Genomic DNA, 19111 nt, shown 5'->3' with positions numbered 1-19111 from the left:
TGCGTTGAACTACTTGACCGACACCGTCGCGCCGGCGGCCTCGAGCTGGGCCTTGGCCTTGTCGGCGGTCTCCTTGTTGGCCTTCTCCAGGACGGGCTTCGGCGCGCCGTCGACCAGGTCCTTGGCCTCCTTCAGGCCGAGGCTGGTGAGGGCACGCACCTCCTTGATGACCTGGATCTTCTTGTCGCCGGCGGCCTCGAGGATGACGTCGAACTCGTCCTTCTCCTCGGGGGCCTCAGCGGCGGCACCGGGGCCGGCCGGGCCGGCAACGGCGACGGCAGCCGGAGCGGCGGCCTTCACGTCGAAGGTGTCCTCGAACAGCTTCACGAACTCGGAGAGCTCGATCAGCGTCATTTCCTTGAAGGCCTCGAGCAGGTCTTCGGTAGCGATCTTCGCCATGTTCGGCGGTTCCTTTCGAGTTGGGGTGCCGGGGATTGGTCACCCCAGCGGTGGTTTGTGGTGGCGAGGATCAGGCCTCGGCCGGAGCGTCCTCGGCCGGAGCGGCGTCGGCCGGCGCCTCGGCGGAGGCACCACCCTCGGCGGCCTTCTTCTCCTGCAGCGCCTGGGCGAGCCGGGCGAGCTGGGTCGGCAGCGCGTTGAACGTCGCCGCAGCCTGCGCCATCTTCGCCTTCATGCCGCCGGCGAGCTTCGCGAGCAGAACCTCGCGCGACTCGAGGTCGGCCAGCTTGGTGATCTCCTCGGCGGACAGCTTCTTGCCGTCGAGCACACCACCCTTGACGATCAGCAGCGGGTTCGCTTTCGCGAAGTCCCGCAGGCCCTTGGCGGCCTCGACCGCGTCGCCCTTGACGAACGCGATCGCGGTGGGACCGCTCAGCAGCTCGTCGAGGTCGGCGATGCCGGCGTCGCGCGCGGCAATCTTGGCCAGCGTGTTCTTGGTAACCGCGTAGGTCGTCTCGCGACCGAGCGAACGGCGCAGCTCGGTGATCTGCGCCATCGTCAGTCCGCGGTACTCGGTGAGCACCGCCGCGGACGAGTCACGGAAACCGCTGGTGAGCTCAGCCACCGCGGCTGCCTTGTCGGGGCGAACCTGCGTGTCAGCCATGGGCCTCCTCTCTCGTAACTCGGGCTGGTAGTCATTCGGCCCGGAAACGAGAGACGCCCCGGCGCAGGGCGCACGGGGCTGCACAGCAGGATTGATTCCTACGGGCGACCGTCCGGCCTGCGCGGGTCGCCCGCGTTTGCGCGGGACCTTCGGCCGAGTCGTGCGACTCAGCGACCAGCGGTCTTCGGTGGAATGTCGCTACCAAGCATACAGGGCGTCGCGCGAGGTGCCCAATTCGGCCGGGGCCGCTCCGCGCCCTGGACCGGGCGCGGAGCGAACCACTGGCTCGGCCCACCCTGCATCGAAAAAGTTAGCAGCGGTTCGAGCGTCGGAGGGATCCCTCGCGCGAGGTTGCCCCCATTCGTCGGCCATACAGACATGAACCGTCCCGTAAGGGGACACGAAAAAGGCGACCCCCTTTTCGGAGGCCGCCTCTTTCTCGAGTGGAACTCAGACCGCCGGAGCGTCGTCCTCGGTCAGGTTGCGCGACCGGTTCGGGTCGACCGGGATGCCCGGGCCCATCGTGGTCGTGAACGTGACCTTCTTGAGGAACTTGCCCTTCGCGGCGCTCGGCTTCGCCCGGTTGATCTCGTCGAGCGCGGCCGCGTAGTTCTCGACCAGCTTCGTGTCGTCGAAGCTCGCCTTGCCGATGACGAGGTGCAGGTTGGCCTGCTTGTCGACGCGGAAGTTGATCTTTCCGCCCTTGATGTCGGCGACCGCCTTGGTCACGTCCGGGGTGACCGTGCCGGTCTTCGGGTTCGGCATGAGGCCGCGCGGGCCCAGGATCCGCGCGATCTTGCCGACCTTGGACATCTGGTCCGGGGTCGCGATGGCGGCGTCGAAGTCGAGCCACCCGCCCTGGATCCGCTCGATCAGGTCGTCCGAGCCCACCGCGTCCGCGCCGGCCGCCTCGGCCTGCGTGGCCTTGTCGCCGACCGCGAACACGATCACGCGGGCGGTCTTGCCCGTGCCGTGCGGCAGGTTGACGGTGCCGCGCACCATCTGGTCGGCCTTACGGGGGTCGACGCCGAGCCGGATCGCGACCTCGACGGTCGCGTCGTACTTGGTGGTGCTGGTGGTCTTGGCCAGCCGAGCCGCCTCGAGCGGGCTGTACAGCTTGGTCTTGTCGATCGTCTCCGCGGCTGCGCGGTACGCCTTGCTGCGCTGCATTGTCTTCTCCTGTGTTTCGTGGAGTCCGTGGTTAGTGAGCCGCGCCGGGCTCTCCCACGACTTCAGTTCTGCGACTGGTTTCCGCTCGCAAGGCCGCAGCCTGCGACGATTGCTTTGCAATCGAGTGGGCGAGAACGCCGCGAGCGGGAAGCTGGGCCGGGCGATGCGGCCCCAGCATGGTCAGCACCGAGAAGGACGTCAGTCCTGAACGGTGATGCCCATGCTGCGCGCCGTGCCGGCGATGATCTTCTCGGCCTGGTCGAGGTCGATCGCGTTCAGGTCGACCATCTTGGTCGTGGCGATCTCGCGGACCTGGTCACGGGTGACCGTGGCGACCTTCGTCTTGTGCGGCTCGCCCGAACCCTTGGCCACACCGGCGGCCTTGAGCAGCAGACGCGCAGCCGGCGGGGTCTTGGTGACGAACGAGAACGAGCGGTCCTCGTACACCGAGATCTCGACCGGGACGATGTCACCACGCTGCGACTCGGTGGCCGCGTTGTAGGCCTTGCAGAACTCCATGATGTTCACGCCGTGCTGACCCAGCGCGGGGCCGACCGGCGGGGCAGGCGTCGCGGCGCCGGCCTTGATCTGGAGCTTGATGATCGCTGAGAGCTTCTTCTTCTTGGGAGGCATCTTCCTGGGCTTCCTGGGCTTTACTGCAGACCCCCGGTATCTCCGGGGGAAACCTAGATCTTCGAGACCTGGTTGAAGTTCAGCTCGACCGGGGTCTCACGACCGAAGATCGAAACCAGAACCTTCAACTTCTGAGCGTCCGGATTAATTTCGCTGATGGACGCGGGCAGCGTCGCGAACGCACCCTCGGTGACCGTGACCGAATCGCCGACCTCGAAGTCGACGACCTTCACCGGCGCCTTGACCTCCTTCTGGACGGTCGGCGCCAGGATCTTCACGACCTCTTCGAGGCTCAGCGGGCTCGGCCGGTCGGCGCGCGAGGTGGCCCCGACGAAGCCGGTGACCCCGGGCGTGTTCCGCACCGCGGACCAGGACTCCGGCGTCAGCTCCATCCGGACCAGCAGGTAGCCGGGGAAGACCTTCGACTGGACCTGCTGCCGCTTGCCGTTCTTGACCTCGGTGACTTCCTGCGTCGGCACCTCGATCTGGAAGATGAAGTCCTCGACGTTGAGCGAGTTGATGCGGCTCTCGAGGTTGGTCTTCACCTTGTTCTCGTAGCCGGCGTAGGAGTGCACGACGTACCACTCGCCGGGAGCCATCCGCAGCGCGCGGCGCAACTCCTCGACCGGGTCCTCGTCCTCGGCGACCTCGGTGGCCACGGCCGGAGCCTCGTCGAGCGCCGCGACGTCGGCCGGCGCCTCGGCGTCATCGGTCAGGGCGGCGGTCTCGCCTCCCTCGGGAAGGCGGTATTCCTCGTCGTACTCGGGCACGCGATGGCTCTTCTCTGTCTGTGGATTTACTTCATTGTCCCGCATGCGGAACGCAACGCGCGGCCAACCCGCTCAGGCGGGTCAGCCGCGGTGACTCAAGAGTTGGTTTTGCCCCCGAAGGCCCACATCACGATCTTCGCGACGCCGGCGTCGAGGCCCCACACGATCGCGACCATGATCGTCACGAACACGATCACGACCGACGTGTAGGTGATGAGCTCCTTGCGAGTGGGCCAGATCACCTTGCGGAGCTCGGCCACGACCTCGCGGATGAAGCGGATCAACCGGGAGATCGGGTTCGGGCGACGCTCCTTGGTGCCCTTGCGCGGTCCCTTGTCGACCGGGCCCTTGCCCTTGTCGGACGACTTCGACTTCGGGAGCTTGGGCGAACCGTCGGTCTTGGCCGCGACGCGCGCAGACGATGCAGAAGACCGCTCCGCGGCTTGGGCGCTGCCGCCCTTCGACTCGGCCACCGGTCTGCCTTCTTCCCTCGTCGGTCGTTGGTCCTCGGGTTCAACGACAGAGGGGCCCGTTGAGTTTCGCGGACCGCCCTGCCGCGTTCAGGTCGGCGCAGGGGTGACAGGACTTGAACCTGCAGCCTGCGGTTTTGGAGACCGCTGCTCTGCCAATTGAGCTACACCCCTTTGTGCTCCACAAAAGTGTCACACAGTGTGTCGCCGGAGCGACACGGGTACATCCTTGCCTGAGTTCGAGCGCAACGACAACCCGCCGTCCTACCAGGGGGTGGCGGGTCAGGCGTCGGCACGCCTCAGAGCGATGAGTGTACGTGGTGCGTCGCTGATAACCCAAACCGGTGCCCCGCAATGCGCATGACACATCTGCCAGCATGGGAACCATGACCGCAGCACACACGACCCCCGCTCGCCGCATCTCGGCCAAGGTGGGCGCCATTGCCGAATCCGCCACCCTCGCCGTCGACGCCAAGGCCAAGGCGTTGAAGGCGGCCGGGCGTCCGGTGATCGGCTTCGGCGCGGGCGAGCCCGACTTTCCCACCCCCGACTACGTCGTCCAGGCCGCGATCGCGGCCTGCAGCGACCCGGCGAACCACCGCTACACCCCGGCCGCCGGCCTGCCCGACCTCAAGAAGGCGATCGCCGCCAAGACCCTGCGCGACACCGGCGTCGAGGTCGCCGCGAGCCAGGTCCTGGTCACCAACGGCGGCAAGCAGGCCGTCTACGAAGCCTTCGCGACGCTGATCGACGACGGCGACGAGGTCATCCTCCCGGCCCCGTACTGGACCACCTACCCGGAGGCGATCCGCCTGGCCGGCGGCGTCCCGGTCGACGTGATCGCCGACGAGACCCAGGACTACCTGGTCACGGTCGAGCAGCTCGAGGCGGCGCGCACCGAGAAGACCAAGGCACTGCTGTTCTGCTCGCCGTCCAACCCGACCGGCTCCGTCTACACCGGCGCGCAGGTCGAGGAGATCGGCCGCTGGGCCCTCGAGCACGGCATCTGGGTGATCACCGACGAGATCTACGAGCACCTCGTGTACGGCGACACCGAGTTCGTCTCGATCGTCAAGGCCGTGCCCGAGCTCGCCGACACGACCGTCATCCTCAACGGCGTCGCCAAGACCTACGCGATGACCGGCTGGCGCGTCGGCTGGCTGATCGGCCCGGCCGACGTCGTCAAGGCGGCCTCGAACCTGCAGTCGCACGCGACGTCGAACGTCTGCAACGTGGCCCAGCGGGCGGCCTTGGCCGCCGTCTCCGGAGACCTGTCGGCCGTCGACGAGATGAAGGTCGCGTTCGACCGGCGCCGTCAGACGATCGTCCGGATGCTCAACGAGATCGACGGCGTCTTCTGCCCGGAGCCCAAGGGCGCGTTCTACGCCTACCCGTCGGTGAAGGGTCTGATCGGTAAGCAGCTGCGCGGCGTCACGATCGAGTCGTCGGCCCAGCTCGCCTCCGTCGTGCTCGACGAGGCCGAGGTCGCGGTCGTGCCGGGCGAGGCCTTCGGCACGCCCGGTTACCTGCGGCTCTCGTACGCGCTCTCCGACGAGGACATCGTCGAGGGCGTCGGCCGTCTGCAGAAGCTTCTCGCCGAGGCTCACTGACCCGTCCTTTTTTACGCTATGCGGCGAACCACCGCCGGAGATTGACCACCGCACGTGCCGAAGTGGCCCCGCCGAATTGGGCGGGGCCACTGTCGTCAGCGGGTCAGGCCGGGACCGGCTCCGGCTCGCGGACGACCACCGAGCCGGCCTCGGGAGCGCGCTTGCGGAGGCCGGGGACGAACGCGGCCGCGATCGCGGCGGCCAGCACCACCCCGGCCCCGACCCAGACCGCGACGCTGGTGCCGTCGGAGTAGTCCTGGGCGCTCGCGTAGCTACCGGAGTGGGAGAACACGGCGGCCAGCACCGCGACCCCGAACACCCCGCCGATCTCGCGAATCGCGTTGTTGGCGCCGGACGCGACCCCGGTGTCCCCGGCCGGCACGGACCCGAGCACCACGTTCGCGATCGGGACGAAGAACAGCGCCATGCCGATGCCGGAGATCACGAACGCGGGCCACTGCGTCGAGTAGGCGGTGTCCGGCGACATGTTCAGCGCGAGCCACCCCAGCCCGGCCGCCTGCAGCAACAGCCCGACGACCAGCAGCGGACGTCCACCGATGCGGTCGGAGAGCGGACCGGCCAGCGGGGCAACGAGCATCGGCATCGCGGTCCAGGGCAGCATCTTCAGGCCGGCCTCGAACGGGCCGGAGCCCTGGACGGTCTGCAGGAACTGCGCGAGCAGGAAGATCGACCCGAACATTCCGAAGCTGAACAGCATCGCGGAGACGTTGCTGGCCGCGAAGCCGCGGCTGCGGAACAGGCGCAGCGGGAGCATGGGGGTGTCGGTACGCGCCTCCCAGGCCACGAACAGCGCGGTGACGCCGGCGCCGGCGATCAGCGAACCGACGACCTCGAGGCTGCCCCAGCCGGCGGTGTTGCCGCGCACGAGACCCCAGACGATGCCGAACAGCCCGGCGGTGATCAGGCCGAGGCCGGGCAGGTCGAGTTTTTGTGGGGTGCCCTTTTCCGGCGAGAGGCGGGTGAGCGCCAGCGGCGCCAGCAGGATGCCGACCGGGACGTTGATCCAGAAGATCCACTGCCAGGCCCACCCGTCGACGACCGCGCCGCCGATCAGAGGGCCGAACGCGACCCCGAGCCCGGAGACCGCGCCCCAGATGCCGAGCGCGGCCCCGCGCCGCTCCGGCGCCACCGCGGACGAGAGCAGCGTGAGCGTGAGCGGCAGGATCATCGCGCCGCCGACGCCCTGCACCGCGCGGGCGGCGATCAGCGTCTCGATGTTCGGGGCCAGCGCGGCCAGCGCCGACGACACGGTGAACAGCGCGATGCCGAGGCCGAGGATGCGTCGGCGTCCGAAGCGTTCGCCCAGCGCGGCGCCGGTGAGCAGCAGGACGCCGAACGTCAGCGTGTAGGCGTTGACCGTCCACTCCAGGTCGGAGATGCCCGCGCCGAGCGAGGTGCGGATCTCCGGCAGAGCGGTGGTGACGACGAGGTTGTCGAGCGACACCATGAATGCCGCCAGCGTGGTGACGAAGAACGTCCACCTGGTGGTCTGTGGGGACATGGTCTTTCTCCTAAGTAGTGAGTGGTCACTAACTTCTACGGGCATGGAAAAAGGCTCGGGTGCGGCCTTCTAGTTCTTCGGCTGGTCAGTTCTTCGGCTGGTACTTGCCGCGCATGTCGTCTGGGAGGCACATCTGCGCCCACGGGGCGTCGTACTCGTCGAGGTTCATCGCGGCCACGGTGTTCCAGAGCATGCCGTAGGCGAAGAACTGACGGATGGCGTCGTCGTCGACGCCGCTGATGCGCTGGACGGCCTGCCAGAGGTGGCCGTAGCCGGTGCGGGTGGCGGCCCGGACGTCGACGTCGTTGCCGGCCGCGTAGGCCTGGAGCTGGAGCATGAGCAGATCACGGTCGTCGGTGATGAGCTTGCCGTAGGCGTTGGCGATGGCGACCATCGCGTCCTCGCCGGCGAGCCCCTCGGCCGCCTCCTCGAACGTCTCGAGCACCTGCTGGAAGCACCGTTCGACGGCGGCGACGAAGAGGGCCTTCTTGTTGGGGAAGAGACGGAACAGGTAGGGCTGGCTGATGCCGGCGCGCTGGGCGATCGTCTCGGTGCTGGTGCCGTCGAGACCGCCCCGGGCGAACTCGACCACGGCGGCCCGCAGAACCATCCGGCGGCGTTCGTCGGCGCTGAGGCGGGTTGCTGGGCTCACGCGGTCTAAGTTATTGACCAATCACTAGCTTGTCAACCGGTATCGCTGAGCGGGGGCTTTCCGTTGAGCACGGCGAAATCTGGCTGAACCTGGCGAATCCGGTGAAAGGGACGAGATGAAGGCAAGGCTCGTGGTGTTGGCGTGTGCGGTGGCGGCGGGCGGGGTGCTGGCCGTGGGCGGGGCCCCGGCGGCGGCGGCGCCGGACACGGACTGGGAGTCGCTCTGCGGCCCGAACGCGGTGTGGGACGGCCGGTACTACTTCCGCGACCCGTGCGACGACCCGGACAACCCGTACCGGAACGGAGGCTCGGGGACGTCGACCGAGACGAAGCCTCCGGCGACGGACCAGGCACCGGAGGGGCCGAGGTCTAGGCATGGTTTCCCGCGCCGGTCGTCCGGCCGAGGACGCTTCTGACGCGCGCGCCGGCCTCACCCTGCGGTCGGGGTGGGGCCGGCGGGCATCGCCGGGCGAGCCGGCGGTGGGACGAGGTGGCCGTGACCGGCCATCAGGCGAGGCGGCCGTGACCGGCCGTCAGGCCGGGCTGGCGGTTGGGCGCGGTGGCCGGAGCTGGCCGTGGGCGGCCGTCGGGCGAGGTGGCGGGGCGGGCCGCCAGGCGGGGTGGCCGTGGCCGGCCGTCAGGCCGGCTAGCGGTTGGGCGCGGTAGCCGGAGCTGGCCGTGGCCGGCCATCGGGCGAGGTGGCCGGGCGGGCCGTCTGGCCGGCTGGCGGTCAGGCGAGTTGGAGGACTGCCTTGGCGCGGCCGAGGACCTTGTCGTCACCGGAACGGGCCGTGAGCTCGACCGCGACCCGGCGGGCGTCCAACTTCTCCGTGACCTTGCCGGAGACCTCCAGGCTGGCCCCGGCATCGTCGTCCGGAACCACGACCGGCTTCGTGAACCGGACCCCGTAGTCCACGACCGCTCCAGGATCCCCGACCCACTCGGTGAGCACCCGGCTGGCCTCGGCCATCGTGAACATCCCGTGCGCGATGACATTGGGCAACCCGACGGACTTGGCGACCCGCTCGTTCCAATGGATCACGTTGAAGTCGCCGGACGCGCCCGCGTACTGCACCAGGTTCGAGCGCTGGATCGGGAACGTCTTCGAAGGCAGCTCGGTACCGACCTCGACGTCGTCGTAAGAGACGGTGGCGGTCATCAGCTCTCCTCGTCCGCGGCGCGGGACACGATCAGCGCGTAGGCGGCGAGCACCGGCTCGCCGTCCTCGGTGGTGACGTCGGTACGCATCGACAGGAAGATGCTGCCGGCCCGGACCTTCACGTCCTCGATCTCGGTCGCGCAGACCAGCCGGTCCCCCGCACGGACCGGACGCTCGTACACGAAGCGCTGCTCCCCGTGCACGACGCGGGCGTAGTCCATCTCCAGGTCGGGATCGAAGACGGCGGCGCCGGTCGAGCGCATCGTGAAGATGATCGGGAACGTCGGCGGCGCGATGACGTCCGGGTGGCCCAGCTTCTGCGCGGCGGCCGGGTCGAGGTAGGCCGGGTTCAGGTCGCCGATGGCCTCGGCGAACTCCCGGATCTTCTCGCGCCCGACCTCGTACGGAGCGGTCTTCGGATACGTCCGCCCGACCGCGTCGGCCGCGCTCATCGGTTCCCCACTCCGGTCACGGAGCCTCCTTAGTCGAGTCCTCCGCAACCTACCGGTAACCCGAGCGTCCCACCCCCCGCCCACACCCGAACGGAGGCGCACCCCACATCTTCACGAATGCGCGAGTTCCACCCAACCGGCCAAGTCAAGCAGGCCCCAGCCCGCCTGAACCCGCTCAGCCCGATCACCCGCACCAGAACCGGCACCTCGTAAGACGAGACCCAATATCGCGCGAGCCGCGGAGCGCTGGCACCGCGGACGCGAAGGGCAGGCGCGGCACCGGAACGCACAGAGAGGAGGCCGCCTCGCACGGAAGGCAGGGTCCGGACGCACGGCGGGCAGGGCCCGCAACGCTGGACACAGGCGCGGGAATCGCGGGACCGCGGCATCGCGGGGACCGCGGGAGCGCCGAGCGCGGAGCGCGGGGACCGCGGGAGCGCCGAGCGCGGAGCGCGGGGACCGCGGGAGCGCGGAGCGCGGGGACCGCGGGAGCGCGGAGCGCGGGGACCGCGGGAGCGCCGAGCGCGGAGCGCGGGGACCGCGGGAGCGCGGGGAGCGCAGGAGCGCGGAGCGCGGGGAGCGCGGAACGCGGGGACCGCGGAACGCGGGCGCGGTGGTGCGAGTGGGGCCCGAGGCCACGGAGCGAAGTACAGGATCGTGCCACAGAGCGCGAGCCCTGCGGCACGGGATCCGCAGGTCGTAGCACGAAGCGCGGACACGGTGGCGGAACGCGTGCTGCGCGGACCGCATCACTGAACTCGAAGGGCGGGCGCCGGGCCCGGGGCACACCGAGCACGAGATCAGGGCGCCCCGCGGCGCGGGATCCGCAGCTCGGAACACGAAAGGGCGGGGCACAGGGCCGGAGGTACGAGGCCCGGAGCGCGGGCGCGAGTCGCGGGCCCAGAGCGCAACCCGGGTGCGCGGACCCCGTGCATGTACCGGAGCTCAGGGCCCGGGGGGCCGCAGCGCAGAGCCAGCATCGCAAAGCGCGGAGCTCGAGCGCGGACTCGGAGCGCTGGCGCAGACCGGGTCGCACGGAACGCAGGGCGTAGGGAATGGGCGCACGGGGCGCAAGCCCTCAGCGCAGTGCCCACGGAACGGAAACGGCGTGCGAAGCGGGCACGCCAGAGTGAACACGGCGCGCGGCAGAGCGGGGACCTAGGGCGCTCCGGCAGCAGGGCCGCCGATGGATCAGTCTCGGGCACGCAGGGACGCGACGGTGAGGTCAGGAGCCGCGCCTGCGTAGGACGCCAACTCGCAGCCGGTAGCGGGCCGGCATGCGTCAAGAGCCACGGCGGCGCACGAGCGCGAGACGCCCGCAAGCGGGTGGAGCCGATGCGCGACAGGGCGATGAGCGGCACGCGGCAGCGCGGGGATCGGGAGGCGGGAGCGGAGTGGGCAACCTTGCGCGAGGCGCCCGCCACCAGCGAAGTAGGCGGCGGCCCTCGGGCACAGGCGGTGGCTGCGGACAGACACTCAAAGCGCTCGGACGCGCAGGGCCACTACCCGTCGGTCCGCGGGACTGGAGCACCGGCAGGCGAGACGCATCACCCCGGCCCAGTGCAGCGCGCTGCCGGGCGCAGATCACAGCGCACGGCCAGGCACCGCAGCCAGGCACCGCAACCAGGCACCGCAACCAGGCACCGCAGCCAGGCGCAGCGCCACAGGATCCAGCCGGACGCGGCGCGCCGCCGGACGGCGACGCAAGGCCCCGCCGATAAGGCGCCAGCGGTACCGGTGGGCAACGCGCCCGACTCAGCCCACGCTGCCAGCTGCCCACCTCAGCCAGCGAAGCCCACAGGCGCGCACCCGCCAACCCGCCAGACACAACAAAACGGCGCCACCCCCACTCGGGGACGACGCCGTTCGCGACCCTCCCGCCCAGGAGGCGGAAAGCGAAACCTCAGCGGGTCTCGCGGTGGGGCTGGTGCTTGCCGCAGTTCGGGCAGAACTTCTTCACTTCGAGCCGGTCGGGGTCGTTCCGACGGTTCTTCTTCGTGATGTAGTTCCGGTTCTTGCACTCCACGCAAGCCATCGTGATCTTCGGTCGGACGTCGGTGGCGGCCACGGAAGTGCCTCTTTCTACGTGATTGGGGTTGGTCCTCGACCAACCAGCTTACCTGGCACGGTAGCGGTGGCCGGACTTGAACCGGCGACACAGCGATTATGAGCCGCTTGCTCTGCCATCTGAGCTACACCGCCATCGGCACCCGGCCGAACAGCCGGATTCGGAGCCCCCTTACGGAATCGAACCGTAGACCTTCTCCTTACCATGGAGACGCTCTGCCGACTGAGCTAAGGGGGCCTTGCGAGCCGCTGCAAAGGTTACACGGCCCGCCCTCCCAATGCGAAATCGGTACCCCGCGCGCCCCGCCGGCCCGCGCCAACCTCCCGCGCACCCCGCCAGCCCCGACTCCCGCGCGCTACGCGCGCGCCAGCCCCGCGCACCCCGCCAGCCCCGCGCACCCCGCCAGCCCCGCGTACCCCGCCAGCCCCGCGCACCCCGCGCGCCGCACCCCGCCAGCCCCCGGCACCCCGCGCGCTACGCGCGCGCCGCGCCGGCGCCCGCCCCGCCAGGCCACCCCACGCGCCGCACCCTCCGAACGTCGGCCCTCAAAACCCAAAAACTAAAATCCAAAACTCAGCCGTGCTGCCCCACGACCCGCAAGCGCCGCGTCGCCTCGTCCGACGACTCGTCCGCCGCCGACGACGTCCGCGCCGTCACCCAGGCCTCCAGGCGCTCCATCGGCAACGGCCTCGCGAACAAGAACCCCTGCGCCACGTCGCAGCCCATCTCCTCCAGATGCGCCAGCGCCCGCTCGCTCTCCACACCCTCGGCCACCACCGACAGCCCCAGGTGCTGCCCCAACCCCACGATCGAGCGCACGATCCCCAAATCCGCCGCGTCCGTGTTCATCCCGAGCACGAACGACCGGTCGATCTTGATCTCGTGCACCGGAATCGTGCGCAGGTAGCTGAACGCCGACGTGCCGACGCCGAAGTCGTCCAGCGACAGCCGCACCCCGCGCTCGGCCAGCGCCTGCAGCGTCGCCAGCGGGCGTTCGGCGTCGGTCAGCGCCCCGCCCTCGATGATCTCCAGGGTGAGCTGCCCCGGCGGCACGCCGGCTTCGGCCAGCAGCGCGTCCAGCTCGGCCGGGAAGTCCGGATCCTGCAGCGTCCGGGCCGACAGGTTCACCGACACCCCGAGCGGGCGGCCGCGGTCCTGCCACCGGCGGGCCTCGGCCAGCGACTCGCGCAGAACCCAGCGGGTCAGCGGCCCGATGAGCCCGGTGTGTTCGGCCACCGGCACGAAGTCGCCCGGCATCAGCAGGCCCTGCTCGGGATGCTCCCACCGCACCAGCGCCTCGACGCCGATCAGGCGGCGGTCGGCCAGCGAGACCTTGGGCTGGTAGTGGACGGTCAGCTGGTCGTGCTCGATCGCCCGGCGCAGCTCGGGCACCAGCCCCAACCGGTGGACGCTGTGCGACTCCATCGCCGGGATGTAGACCGCGACGCCCCGGGGCTGGGCCTTGGCCGCATCGGTGGCCGCGTCGACCCGGCGGAACAGCGACTCGCTGTCGGTCGCGTGATCGGGGAACAGCGCCACGCCGACCGCCGCACCGACCTCGATCGTGAAGTTCTCCAGCGGGAACGGCTCGATCGCGGTCCGGCGCAGCTCGGCCGCCAGCGCGACCACGCAGTCGACCCCGGACGCCCGCAGCAGCACCGCGAACTCGTCGCCGCCCAGCCGGGCGACCAGCGCGCCGTCGGGCGCGTACTCGCGCAGGCGCCGGCCCACCTCGGCCAGTAGCTGGTCGCCCGCTTTGTGGCCCAGCGTCTCGTTCACACCGCGCAAGGCGTCGATGTCGAACTCGAGCAGCGCGACGACCTCGTCGGGCACCGGGTCGACGGCGATCGCCGCCTCCACCGCCTCGACCAGCCGGCGCCGGTTCGGCAGCCCCGTCGTCGTGTCGTGGTAGGCGTCGTAGCGCAGCCGCTCGACCAGCCTCGAGTTCTCCACCGCGACGGCGGCGTGCGCGGCCAGCGTCTCCAGCAGACGGACGTCCGCGCTGCCGAACGTCGCCAGGTCGTGCAGGCGATCAGCCACCTCGAGGCAGCCGACGACGGCGGTGCCCGACCGCAGCGGGACGACGATGAGGTCCTTGACCTCGCGGCCGCGCAGCGCGCGCCGGAGCCGCAGGTCGGCGTTGGCGCCGCGAGGGCCGAGGTGCACGGTGACGCCGGTGTCGAGCACCCGGCGGCGGATCGGGTCTTCCCCCAGCTGCTCGTCGATCAACCCGGCCTGGTCGACGCGCGCGACCAGCGCGGTCTCCGGGTGCCGGCCCAGCGCGGGCATCCACAGCGTCGCGGACTCGGCCGACAGCAGCTCACGCACCCGGGTGAGCATCGTGTCGGCCAGGCTGTTCTCCTGCCGGGCGGTCGACACGGCCCGGGTGAACGCGTACAGCTCCCCCAGGCTCTTGTGCTGGGCCAGGAACTGCGCGTAGGCGCGGTAGCCGGCCACCAGCACGACGGCCAGCACCAGCAGCAACGCCAGCGCGAGCATGTTGACCTGGAGGACGATCAGCACGACCAGGCCGACGGTGGTGTTCAGCACGCCGACCGAGATCGAGGCGATCACCAGCCGGGTCACCGCGACCGGCGCCGGACGACCCTCGTACAGCGTGATCGCGGCCAGGATGCCGGTGAAGCTGACCAGGTCGGCCAGCCCGACGGCGAGCAGGACCGCGACCCAGAGGAGCGGCTTCGTGGTGTCGAGAGGCCCCATGTAGGCGTAGACCGCCACCGCGACGCCGGTCTCGGCCGCGGCCACCGTGGTGTTCGTCACGAACTTGTGCGGGGTCGTGCGCCGGACCGCGTTGACCAGGATCACCGCGGTCAACCGGCTGATCACCAGCGCCAGCGGCGAGAGCCAGAACAGCCCCAGCACCAGCGGAATCTCGGAGATCGAGAACGAGTGCGTCTCGCGCCGCAGCTGGACGTGCAACTGCGTGGCCTCGCCGACCAGGAACAACCCGATGAAGACGGGGATCAGCCAGCCCGGGGCCAGCGTCGCGCCGGTGACGCTGATCGCGGCCTCGGTACCGGCGACGCCGACGGCGGCCGTGACGAGGACGAGTGGCCAGAGCCGGGTGGGAACCCCGGCGATGCGCCGCCTCATCACGTCGGCCACGCGCACCTCCCCGGTGATTTCCGGTCGATCGGCCCAGCTGGGGCGATCACATCATGCAGGACCCGTACGACGACCTCCCGGGAAAGGGGCACAGTTTCAGCGCAACGGTCAGTTCGGGCTGGACCCAGGGGGGAGGGGGGTGTCCACCGTTCCGGACCTGGGAAGAGGCTCGACTGCAACTTCCACCTTGGTCGAGAGCGGGAACTCGGTCCAGCTGCTTCCCTCCGGCGCCAGCACCGAGGTCTGCACCATCCCGCCGGTACCCCCGTCGTTGCCCGCGAACGACACCGACAGCGCCTCCGCGCCCGGCCCACCGAACAGTCCGCCGGCCAGGGCGATGGCCAGCCCCAGGACGGCTCCCACTCCGCCCGCTGTTCGTCCCCGCATCGTTCTCCCCTTAAAGACCAACTCTTACCCCGACAGGTCACAATCATCCCAATAATGGAGTATCTCACGCTCAGGTCACAGATGTCCTACTCCAGAAAGCAGCCTGATCGCGCCACCCTGGCCCCGGTGTGCGACCCTGCCCGCGAACGCGAGCGACGATCAGAAGGAACCGGGTGGACGAGCGGAGCCTGAGCGAGGTCTGGACCAACGTTCTGGGCACGCAGCCCGACCCACCCCGATGGCTGATCTTCACGGCCGCCGCGCTCGCGCTGGTGGTGATCGTCCCGCACGCGCTCTGGCGGATCTCCCGGAACGTCGTCACGATCGCCCACGAGGGCGGCCACGCGGCCGCGGCCGTGCTCAGCGGCCGCCGGCTCACCGGCATCCGCCTGCACTCCGACACGTCCGGCGTCACGGTCTCCAAGGGCAAGCCCTACGGGCCGGGCATGGTCGCGACCGGCGTCGCCGGGTACATCACCCCGTCGCTGCTCGGCCTGCTCGGCGCGGCCCTGCTCACCGCCGGGAAGATCACCGCGCTGCTCTGGCTGGCGATCGTCGGCCTGGCCGCGCTGCTGGTGATGATCCGCAACTTCTACGGCGTGCTGTCGGTGGCGGTCACCGGCGGTGCGGTGTTCGTCGTCTCCTGGTTCGGCACCCCGACCCTGCAGGCCGGGTTCGCCTACGCGTTCACCTGGTTCCTGCTCGTCGGCGGCGCCCGCCCGGTGGTCGAGCTGCAACGGCTCCGCCGTCGTGGTCAAGCTCCTCATTCGGACGCCGATCAGCTCGCGCGTCTCACCGGCCTGCACCCCTTGCTCTGGGTCGCTTTGTTTGCGTTTGTGGCCATTACTTGCCTACTGCTTGGGGTTCGCTGGCTCCTGACCTGAGGTGCGTTCGACACGGACGGTACCGAGGGGGGAGCCTTGCGCAGCACCGGTCGCGGTCGATCGGCATAATGGCACCCGCACATCTTCGGGAACACGGTTGAGCAGCCAGCCGCCCAATTGGGAGGGGTGGCTGGGTAGTGGTTGCAGCGGGTGACGCCGCGATCCCGAGCGACGTCGCGTTGCTACGCGACGAGCTGTTGTCGGCACGGACGGAGCTCGACGGTCTCCGCGAGGCGATGAGTCGTCGGGCGGTGATCGAACAGGCCAAGGGCGTGTTCATGGAGCGCTACGGCGTCGGCGAAGAGGGTGCGTTCGCGCGCCTGGTCGCGCTGTCGCAGAGCACGAATGTCAAGCTCGTCCAGATCGCCACCGACGTGGTGGCCCGGTCGGGCGGGGCCACCGGGGCCGAGAACGGGCGGAGCAACTGGATCGACCGGGCCCTCGACGCGTTCGGTGAGCCGGCGGTCGTGGTCAGCCCGATCCCGACCGAGCGCGGTTCGGTCGCCGATTTCCAGATCGACCACGTCAACCGGGCCGCGGTCCGGTGGATCGGACGTCCGCGCGATCGGATGCTCCGCGCGACGACCGCGTCGATCTATCCCTCGGCGAAGGCGAGTGTCCTGATCAACGTCTGCCGTCGGGCGTTGGCGACCGGCACGCTGGTCGGCGCGCCCTGGCCGGTGGCCGACGACGAGACCCAGGCCGACGCCGATCAGCGGCGTCCGGTGCGGGTGCACGCGGCCCGGGTCAGCACGGTCGTCCTGGTGACCTGGCAGGTACTCAGCGGCCGGGTCACCGAGTGAGCGAGGCGGCGAACTCGTCCGGGGGCATCGGGCTGGCGAAATACCAGCCCTGCCCCGCGTCGCAGCCCAGCTCGCGCAGCCGATCGGCCTGACCGGCGGTCTCGACGCCCTCCGCGGTGACGCTCAGGCCGAGCGTGTGCGCGAGCCCGACCAGCGCCCCGACGACGTCCATGTCGGCGCCCGGCACCCGGTCCGGCGGGCGTCGCTCGAGCGCGGTGCCGACCGGCCCCGGCAGCGCGGCCGGCTGCTCGGACGCGACGCCCTGCAGGAACGGCCCGGCCAGCTTCAGCTCGCGGATCGGCAGATGGCGCAGCGTCGAGAGGTTCGAGTAGCCGGTGCCGAAGTCGTCGATGACGATCCGGATGCCTTCGCCGGCCAGCGCCTGCAGCACCTCGGTCGGCGCCTCGGCACTGCCGACGATCGCGCTCTCGGTGATCTCGAGCTGCAGCCCCTCGGGCGGTAGCCCGGTGCGGTCGAGCACGACCGCGACGTCGTTGAGCAGCGACGGGTCGCTGACCTGGCGGGCCGCGATGTTCACGCTGACCAGCGGCGGCCGCGGGCCGGACGTCCGCCAGCGGGAGGCCTGCCGGCAGGCTTCGGCCAGCACCCACCGTCCCAGCGGGACGATGAAGCCGGTCTCCTCGGCCAGCGGGATGAACTGCGCCGGGTCGAGGACGCCGAACCGCGGGTGGTTCCACCGGACCAGCGCCTCGGCCGCGTAGACCGCACCGTCGGAGAGCCCGACGATCGGCTGGAAGTCGAGCTGGAACGCGCCGCTCTCGAGCGCGGCGGGCATCGCCGCGGCCAGCCGGCGGCGGGCCGCCTCGCGCTCGCCGCGGCCGGGCTCGAAGACGGCCCAGGACCGGGTCGGATCGCCCTTGGCCCACTCCAGCGCGGTCTGCGCCGCCCGCAGCAGCCCGGACGCGTCGGTGCCGGCCGCGTCGACCTCGGCCACCCCGATCGTCACGGTGACCGGGATCGCGTGCGCGCCGACGCCGAACGGGCGGCCCAGCACCGCGAGCACCCGCCGGGCCAGCGCCTCGGCCGCGCCCCGGTAGCCGCCCGGGCCGACCAGGATCGCGAAGTCGTCGCCGTCGATCCGGGCGACCAGGTGACCGGCCCGGGAGATCTCCTCGGTGAGCCGGTCGGCGACCGAGGCCAGGATCTGGTCGCCGGCCTCGTGCCCGAGGCTGTCGTTCACCGCGGCCAGCCCGTCGATGTCGATCACCAGGATGCCGACCGGGTCGCGCGGCCCGGTGCGCACGAGCACCTCGCGCAGCCGGTCGAAGAACAGGGCCCGGTTGGGCAGGCTGGTCAGCGGGTCGTGCAGCGCCTGGTGCACGAGCCGGGCCCGCATCCGCCGCCGGTCGGTGACGTCTTCCACGACCGTGAGCTGGTACCGCTCCGCGTCCTGGTTTCCGAACGTCGCCTCTTCCGGCGAGATGATCGACGTCGTGAGCTGGGCCCAGATCACGCCGCCGCCGTTGACGACGAGCGGGCGCTCGCCCGAGATGGGCCCCGCGCTGTCGCTGCGCAGCCCCACCTCGGTCGGCCCGGCGAACGCGCCGTCGCGGTGGACGAGATCGTCGAGCCCACGTTCGCGCAGCTGCTTGAGCGTGTAGCCGAGCATCCTCTGCAGGGCCGGGTTGGCCTCGAGGATCGTGCCGTCCCACTCGCTGATCGCGATCCCGACGGCGGCGTTCTCGAAGACCGCCCGGAACCGGGCCGCGTGCGCGCGGGAGACCGCGTCGGATTCGGCCCGGGCGGCCAGGTCGGCCCGGCGCAACTCCTCCTGCTGGGCCAGCGTCTGGTCGCGGATCGCTTCGGTGTAGCCGGTCACCAGCGCGGACCGCAGGTCGGCGAGCTGCCCGCCGGACGCGCCCGGAACGCCGAGCGGCGCCAGGACGGCGTCGTCGAACAGCGCGGTCGTGCGGCCGAGAAACTCCGGCGCGGCGAAACGCCGGGCCACCAGCGCCGCCCCGACTTCCCGGCCAGGCTCGGCCGAGAACGGGTCGGCGAACAGCGCCCGCAGCAACCGGGAGGTGTGGGAGCGGAATTCGGCCTCGGTGTCGGCCGAGCTCATCGGCACGAAGCACGTCTCGCGCGCGATCTCCCACCAGCGGTGGGCCACCGCGTCGACGACAGCCGAGGGCACTACGACCCCGGTGCTCCCGGCGTGGACCGCCACGCGTAAGCCTCCGCTCCTGATTCCGACGAGCGCTGAGCATACGGGCGGTATCGATCCACCGGTACCGGACGACCGGTCCGGCCTCGGTCGTCCGGCCGCGATCGCGCTGCCCGCAAATCGATACATGCAGGTATGAACCCGAGCCACACAGAATA

Annotated in this window: 18 protein-coding genes and 3 tRNA genes; 4 read left to right on the top strand and 17 right to left on the bottom strand. The window is 70.6% G+C overall.

Going from position 1 to position 19111, the window contains the following annotated elements; genetic code table 11:
- Nucleotides 1-9: 9 nt before the first annotated feature.
- From rplL to FL583_RS02735, 7 genes are all read right to left on the bottom strand, one after another.
- Nucleotides 10-399, bottom strand: coding sequence for a 50S ribosomal protein L7/L12 (gene rplL, locus FL583_RS02765; protein WP_142702858.1), 390 nt, complete (start codon nt 397-399; stop codon nt 10-12).
- A gap of 70 nt (nt 400-469) precedes the next feature.
- On the bottom strand, nt 470-1063 hold the full coding sequence (gene rplJ, locus FL583_RS02760) for a 50S ribosomal protein L10 (RefSeq protein WP_142702857.1): 594 nt from the start codon (nt 1061-1063) through the stop codon (nt 470-472).
- 450 nt (nt 1064-1513) lie between these two features.
- Nucleotides 1514-2233 (bottom strand): 50S ribosomal protein L1, encoded by a 720-nt coding sequence (gene rplA, locus FL583_RS02755; RefSeq protein ID WP_142702856.1) that lies wholly within the window; start codon nt 2231-2233, stop codon nt 1514-1516.
- A 198-nt stretch (nt 2234-2431) separates the two neighbouring features.
- Complete coding sequence (gene rplK, locus FL583_RS02750) at nt 2432-2866, bottom strand: 50S ribosomal protein L11 (RefSeq protein WP_142702855.1); 435 nt, start codon at nt 2864-2866, stop codon at nt 2432-2434.
- Nucleotides 2867-2919: 53 nt separating this feature from the next.
- The gene (gene nusG, locus FL583_RS02745) at nt 2920-3636 is read right to left on the bottom strand and encodes a transcription termination/antitermination protein NusG (RefSeq protein WP_240746555.1); all 717 of its coding nucleotides are present in this window, start codon (nt 3634-3636) and stop codon (nt 2920-2922) included.
- A gap of 95 nt (nt 3637-3731) precedes the next feature.
- The gene (secE, locus tag FL583_RS02740) at nt 3732-4109 is read right to left on the bottom strand and encodes a preprotein translocase subunit SecE (RefSeq protein WP_142702853.1); all 378 of its coding nucleotides are present in this window, start codon (nt 4107-4109) and stop codon (nt 3732-3734) included.
- Nucleotides 4110-4207: 98 nt separating this feature from the next.
- Nucleotides 4208-4280, bottom strand: a tRNA-Trp gene (locus FL583_RS02735).
- A gap of 212 nt (nt 4281-4492) precedes the next feature.
- Between FL583_RS02735 and FL583_RS02730 the strand changes: the two genes are divergently transcribed.
- Nucleotides 4493-5716, top strand: a complete 1224-nt coding sequence (locus FL583_RS02730) for a pyridoxal phosphate-dependent aminotransferase (protein ID WP_142702852.1) — start codon at nt 4493-4495, stop codon at nt 5714-5716.
- 103 nt (nt 5717-5819) lie between these two features.
- On the opposite strand, the gene FL583_RS02725 is transcribed toward FL583_RS02730, so the two are convergent.
- On the bottom strand, nt 5820-7238 hold the full coding sequence (locus tag FL583_RS02725) for a DHA2 family efflux MFS transporter permease subunit (RefSeq protein ID WP_142702851.1): 1419 nt from the start codon (nt 7236-7238) through the stop codon (nt 5820-5822).
- Nucleotides 7239-7323: 85 nt separating this feature from the next.
- On the bottom strand, nt 7324-7890 hold the full coding sequence (locus FL583_RS02720) for a TetR/AcrR family transcriptional regulator (protein WP_205751800.1): 567 nt from the start codon (nt 7888-7890) through the stop codon (nt 7324-7326).
- A 115-nt stretch (nt 7891-8005) separates the two neighbouring features.
- Here FL583_RS02720 and FL583_RS02715 point away from each other — a divergent pair, with 115 nt between their 5' ends.
- Nucleotides 8006-8305, top strand: coding sequence for a hypothetical protein (locus FL583_RS02715; protein ID WP_142702850.1), 300 nt, complete (start codon nt 8006-8008; stop codon nt 8303-8305).
- A 314-nt stretch (nt 8306-8619) separates the two neighbouring features.
- Here FL583_RS02715 and FL583_RS02710 read toward each other — a convergent pair whose 3' ends face one another.
- From FL583_RS02710 to FL583_RS02680, 7 genes are all read right to left on the bottom strand, one after another.
- Nucleotides 8620-9048, bottom strand: a complete 429-nt coding sequence (locus FL583_RS02710; protein ID WP_142702849.1) for a MaoC family dehydratase — start codon at nt 9046-9048, stop codon at nt 8620-8622.
- Entirely contained in the window at nt 9048-9500 is a 453-nt protein-coding gene (locus FL583_RS02705) for a MaoC family dehydratase N-terminal domain-containing protein (RefSeq protein ID WP_142702848.1), read from the bottom strand. The genes FL583_RS02710 and FL583_RS02705 overlap by 1 nt, the downstream gene beginning before the upstream one ends.
- A gap of 1903 nt (nt 9501-11403) precedes the next feature.
- On the bottom strand, nt 11404-11568 hold the full coding sequence (rpmG, locus tag FL583_RS02700) for a 50S ribosomal protein L33 (protein ID WP_035857853.1): 165 nt from the start codon (nt 11566-11568) through the stop codon (nt 11404-11406).
- A gap of 61 nt (nt 11569-11629) precedes the next feature.
- Nucleotides 11630-11702, bottom strand: a tRNA-Met gene (locus FL583_RS02695).
- 30 nt (nt 11703-11732) lie between these two features.
- Nucleotides 11733-11805 (bottom strand) — tRNA-Thr (locus FL583_RS02690).
- Nucleotides 11806-12141: 336 nt separating this feature from the next.
- On the bottom strand, nt 12142-14694 hold the full coding sequence (locus FL583_RS02685) for a putative bifunctional diguanylate cyclase/phosphodiesterase (protein WP_142702847.1): 2553 nt from the start codon (nt 14692-14694) through the stop codon (nt 12142-12144).
- Between the two features lie 108 nt (nt 14695-14802).
- On the bottom strand, nt 14803-15081 hold the full coding sequence (locus FL583_RS02680; RefSeq protein WP_142702846.1) for a hypothetical protein: 279 nt from the start codon (nt 15079-15081) through the stop codon (nt 14803-14805).
- Nucleotides 15082-15254: 173 nt separating this feature from the next.
- Between FL583_RS02680 and FL583_RS02675 the strand changes: the two genes are divergently transcribed.
- Together FL583_RS02675 and FL583_RS02670 are read left to right on the top strand one after the other, a co-directional pair.
- Entirely contained in the window at nt 15255-15965 is a 711-nt protein-coding gene (locus tag FL583_RS02675; protein WP_142702845.1) for a M50 family metallopeptidase, read from the top strand.
- A 137-nt stretch (nt 15966-16102) separates the two neighbouring features.
- Complete coding sequence (locus FL583_RS02670) at nt 16103-16768, top strand: ANTAR domain-containing protein (RefSeq protein ID WP_205751799.1); 666 nt, start codon at nt 16103-16105, stop codon at nt 16766-16768.
- Here FL583_RS02670 and FL583_RS02665 read toward each other — a convergent pair.
- Nucleotides 16758-18956, bottom strand: coding sequence for a putative bifunctional diguanylate cyclase/phosphodiesterase (locus FL583_RS02665; protein ID WP_170323452.1), 2199 nt, complete (start codon nt 18954-18956; stop codon nt 16758-16760). The two genes, FL583_RS02670 and FL583_RS02665, sit on opposite strands and share 11 nt — an antisense overlap.
- Between the last annotated feature and the right edge of the window lie 155 nt (nt 18957-19111).

The sequence above is a fragment of the Cryptosporangium phraense genome, from assembly GCF_006912135.1.
Lineage (GTDB): Bacteria > Actinomycetota > Actinomycetes > Mycobacteriales > Cryptosporangiaceae > Cryptosporangium > Cryptosporangium phraense.
The sequence above is the reverse complement of the archived record's forward strand: the minus strand, read 5'-3'. Positions and strand labels throughout refer to the sequence as shown.

What these genes read in the sequence shown, in the direction of transcription:
- rplL (WP_142702858.1), bottom strand. Translation starts at nt 399, where the DNA reads ATGGCGAAGATCGCTACCGAAGACCTGCTCGAGGCCTTCAAGGAAATG.
- rplJ (WP_142702857.1), bottom strand. Translation starts at nt 1,063, where the DNA reads ATGGCTGACACGCAGGTTCGCCCCGACAAGGCAGCCGCGGTGGCTGAG.
- rplA (WP_142702856.1), bottom strand. Translation starts at nt 2,233, where the DNA reads ATGCAGCGCAGCAAGGCGTACCGCGCAGCCGCGGAGACGATCGACAAG.
- rplK (WP_142702855.1), bottom strand. Translation starts at nt 2,866, where the DNA reads ATGCCTCCCAAGAAGAAGAAGCTCTCAGCGATCATCAAGCTCCAGATC.
- FL583_RS02730 (WP_142702852.1), top strand. Translation starts at nt 4,493, where the DNA reads ATGACCGCAGCACACACGACCCCCGCTCGCCGCATCTCGGCCAAGGTG.
- FL583_RS02725 (WP_142702851.1), bottom strand. Translation starts at nt 7,238, where the DNA reads ATGTCCCCACAGACCACCAGGTGGACGTTCTTCGTCACCACGCTGGCG.
- FL583_RS02715 (WP_142702850.1), top strand. Translation starts at nt 8,006, where the DNA reads ATGAAGGCAAGGCTCGTGGTGTTGGCGTGTGCGGTGGCGGCGGGCGGG.
- FL583_RS02710 (WP_142702849.1), bottom strand. Translation starts at nt 9,048, where the DNA reads ATGACCGCCACCGTCTCTTACGACGACGTCGAGGTCGGTACCGAGCTG.
- FL583_RS02705 (WP_142702848.1), bottom strand. Translation starts at nt 9,500, where the DNA reads ATGAGCGCGGCCGACGCGGTCGGGCGGACGTATCCGAAGACCGCTCCG.
- FL583_RS02680 (WP_142702846.1), bottom strand. Translation starts at nt 15,081, where the DNA reads ATGCGGGGACGAACAGCGGGCGGAGTGGGAGCCGTCCTGGGGCTGGCC.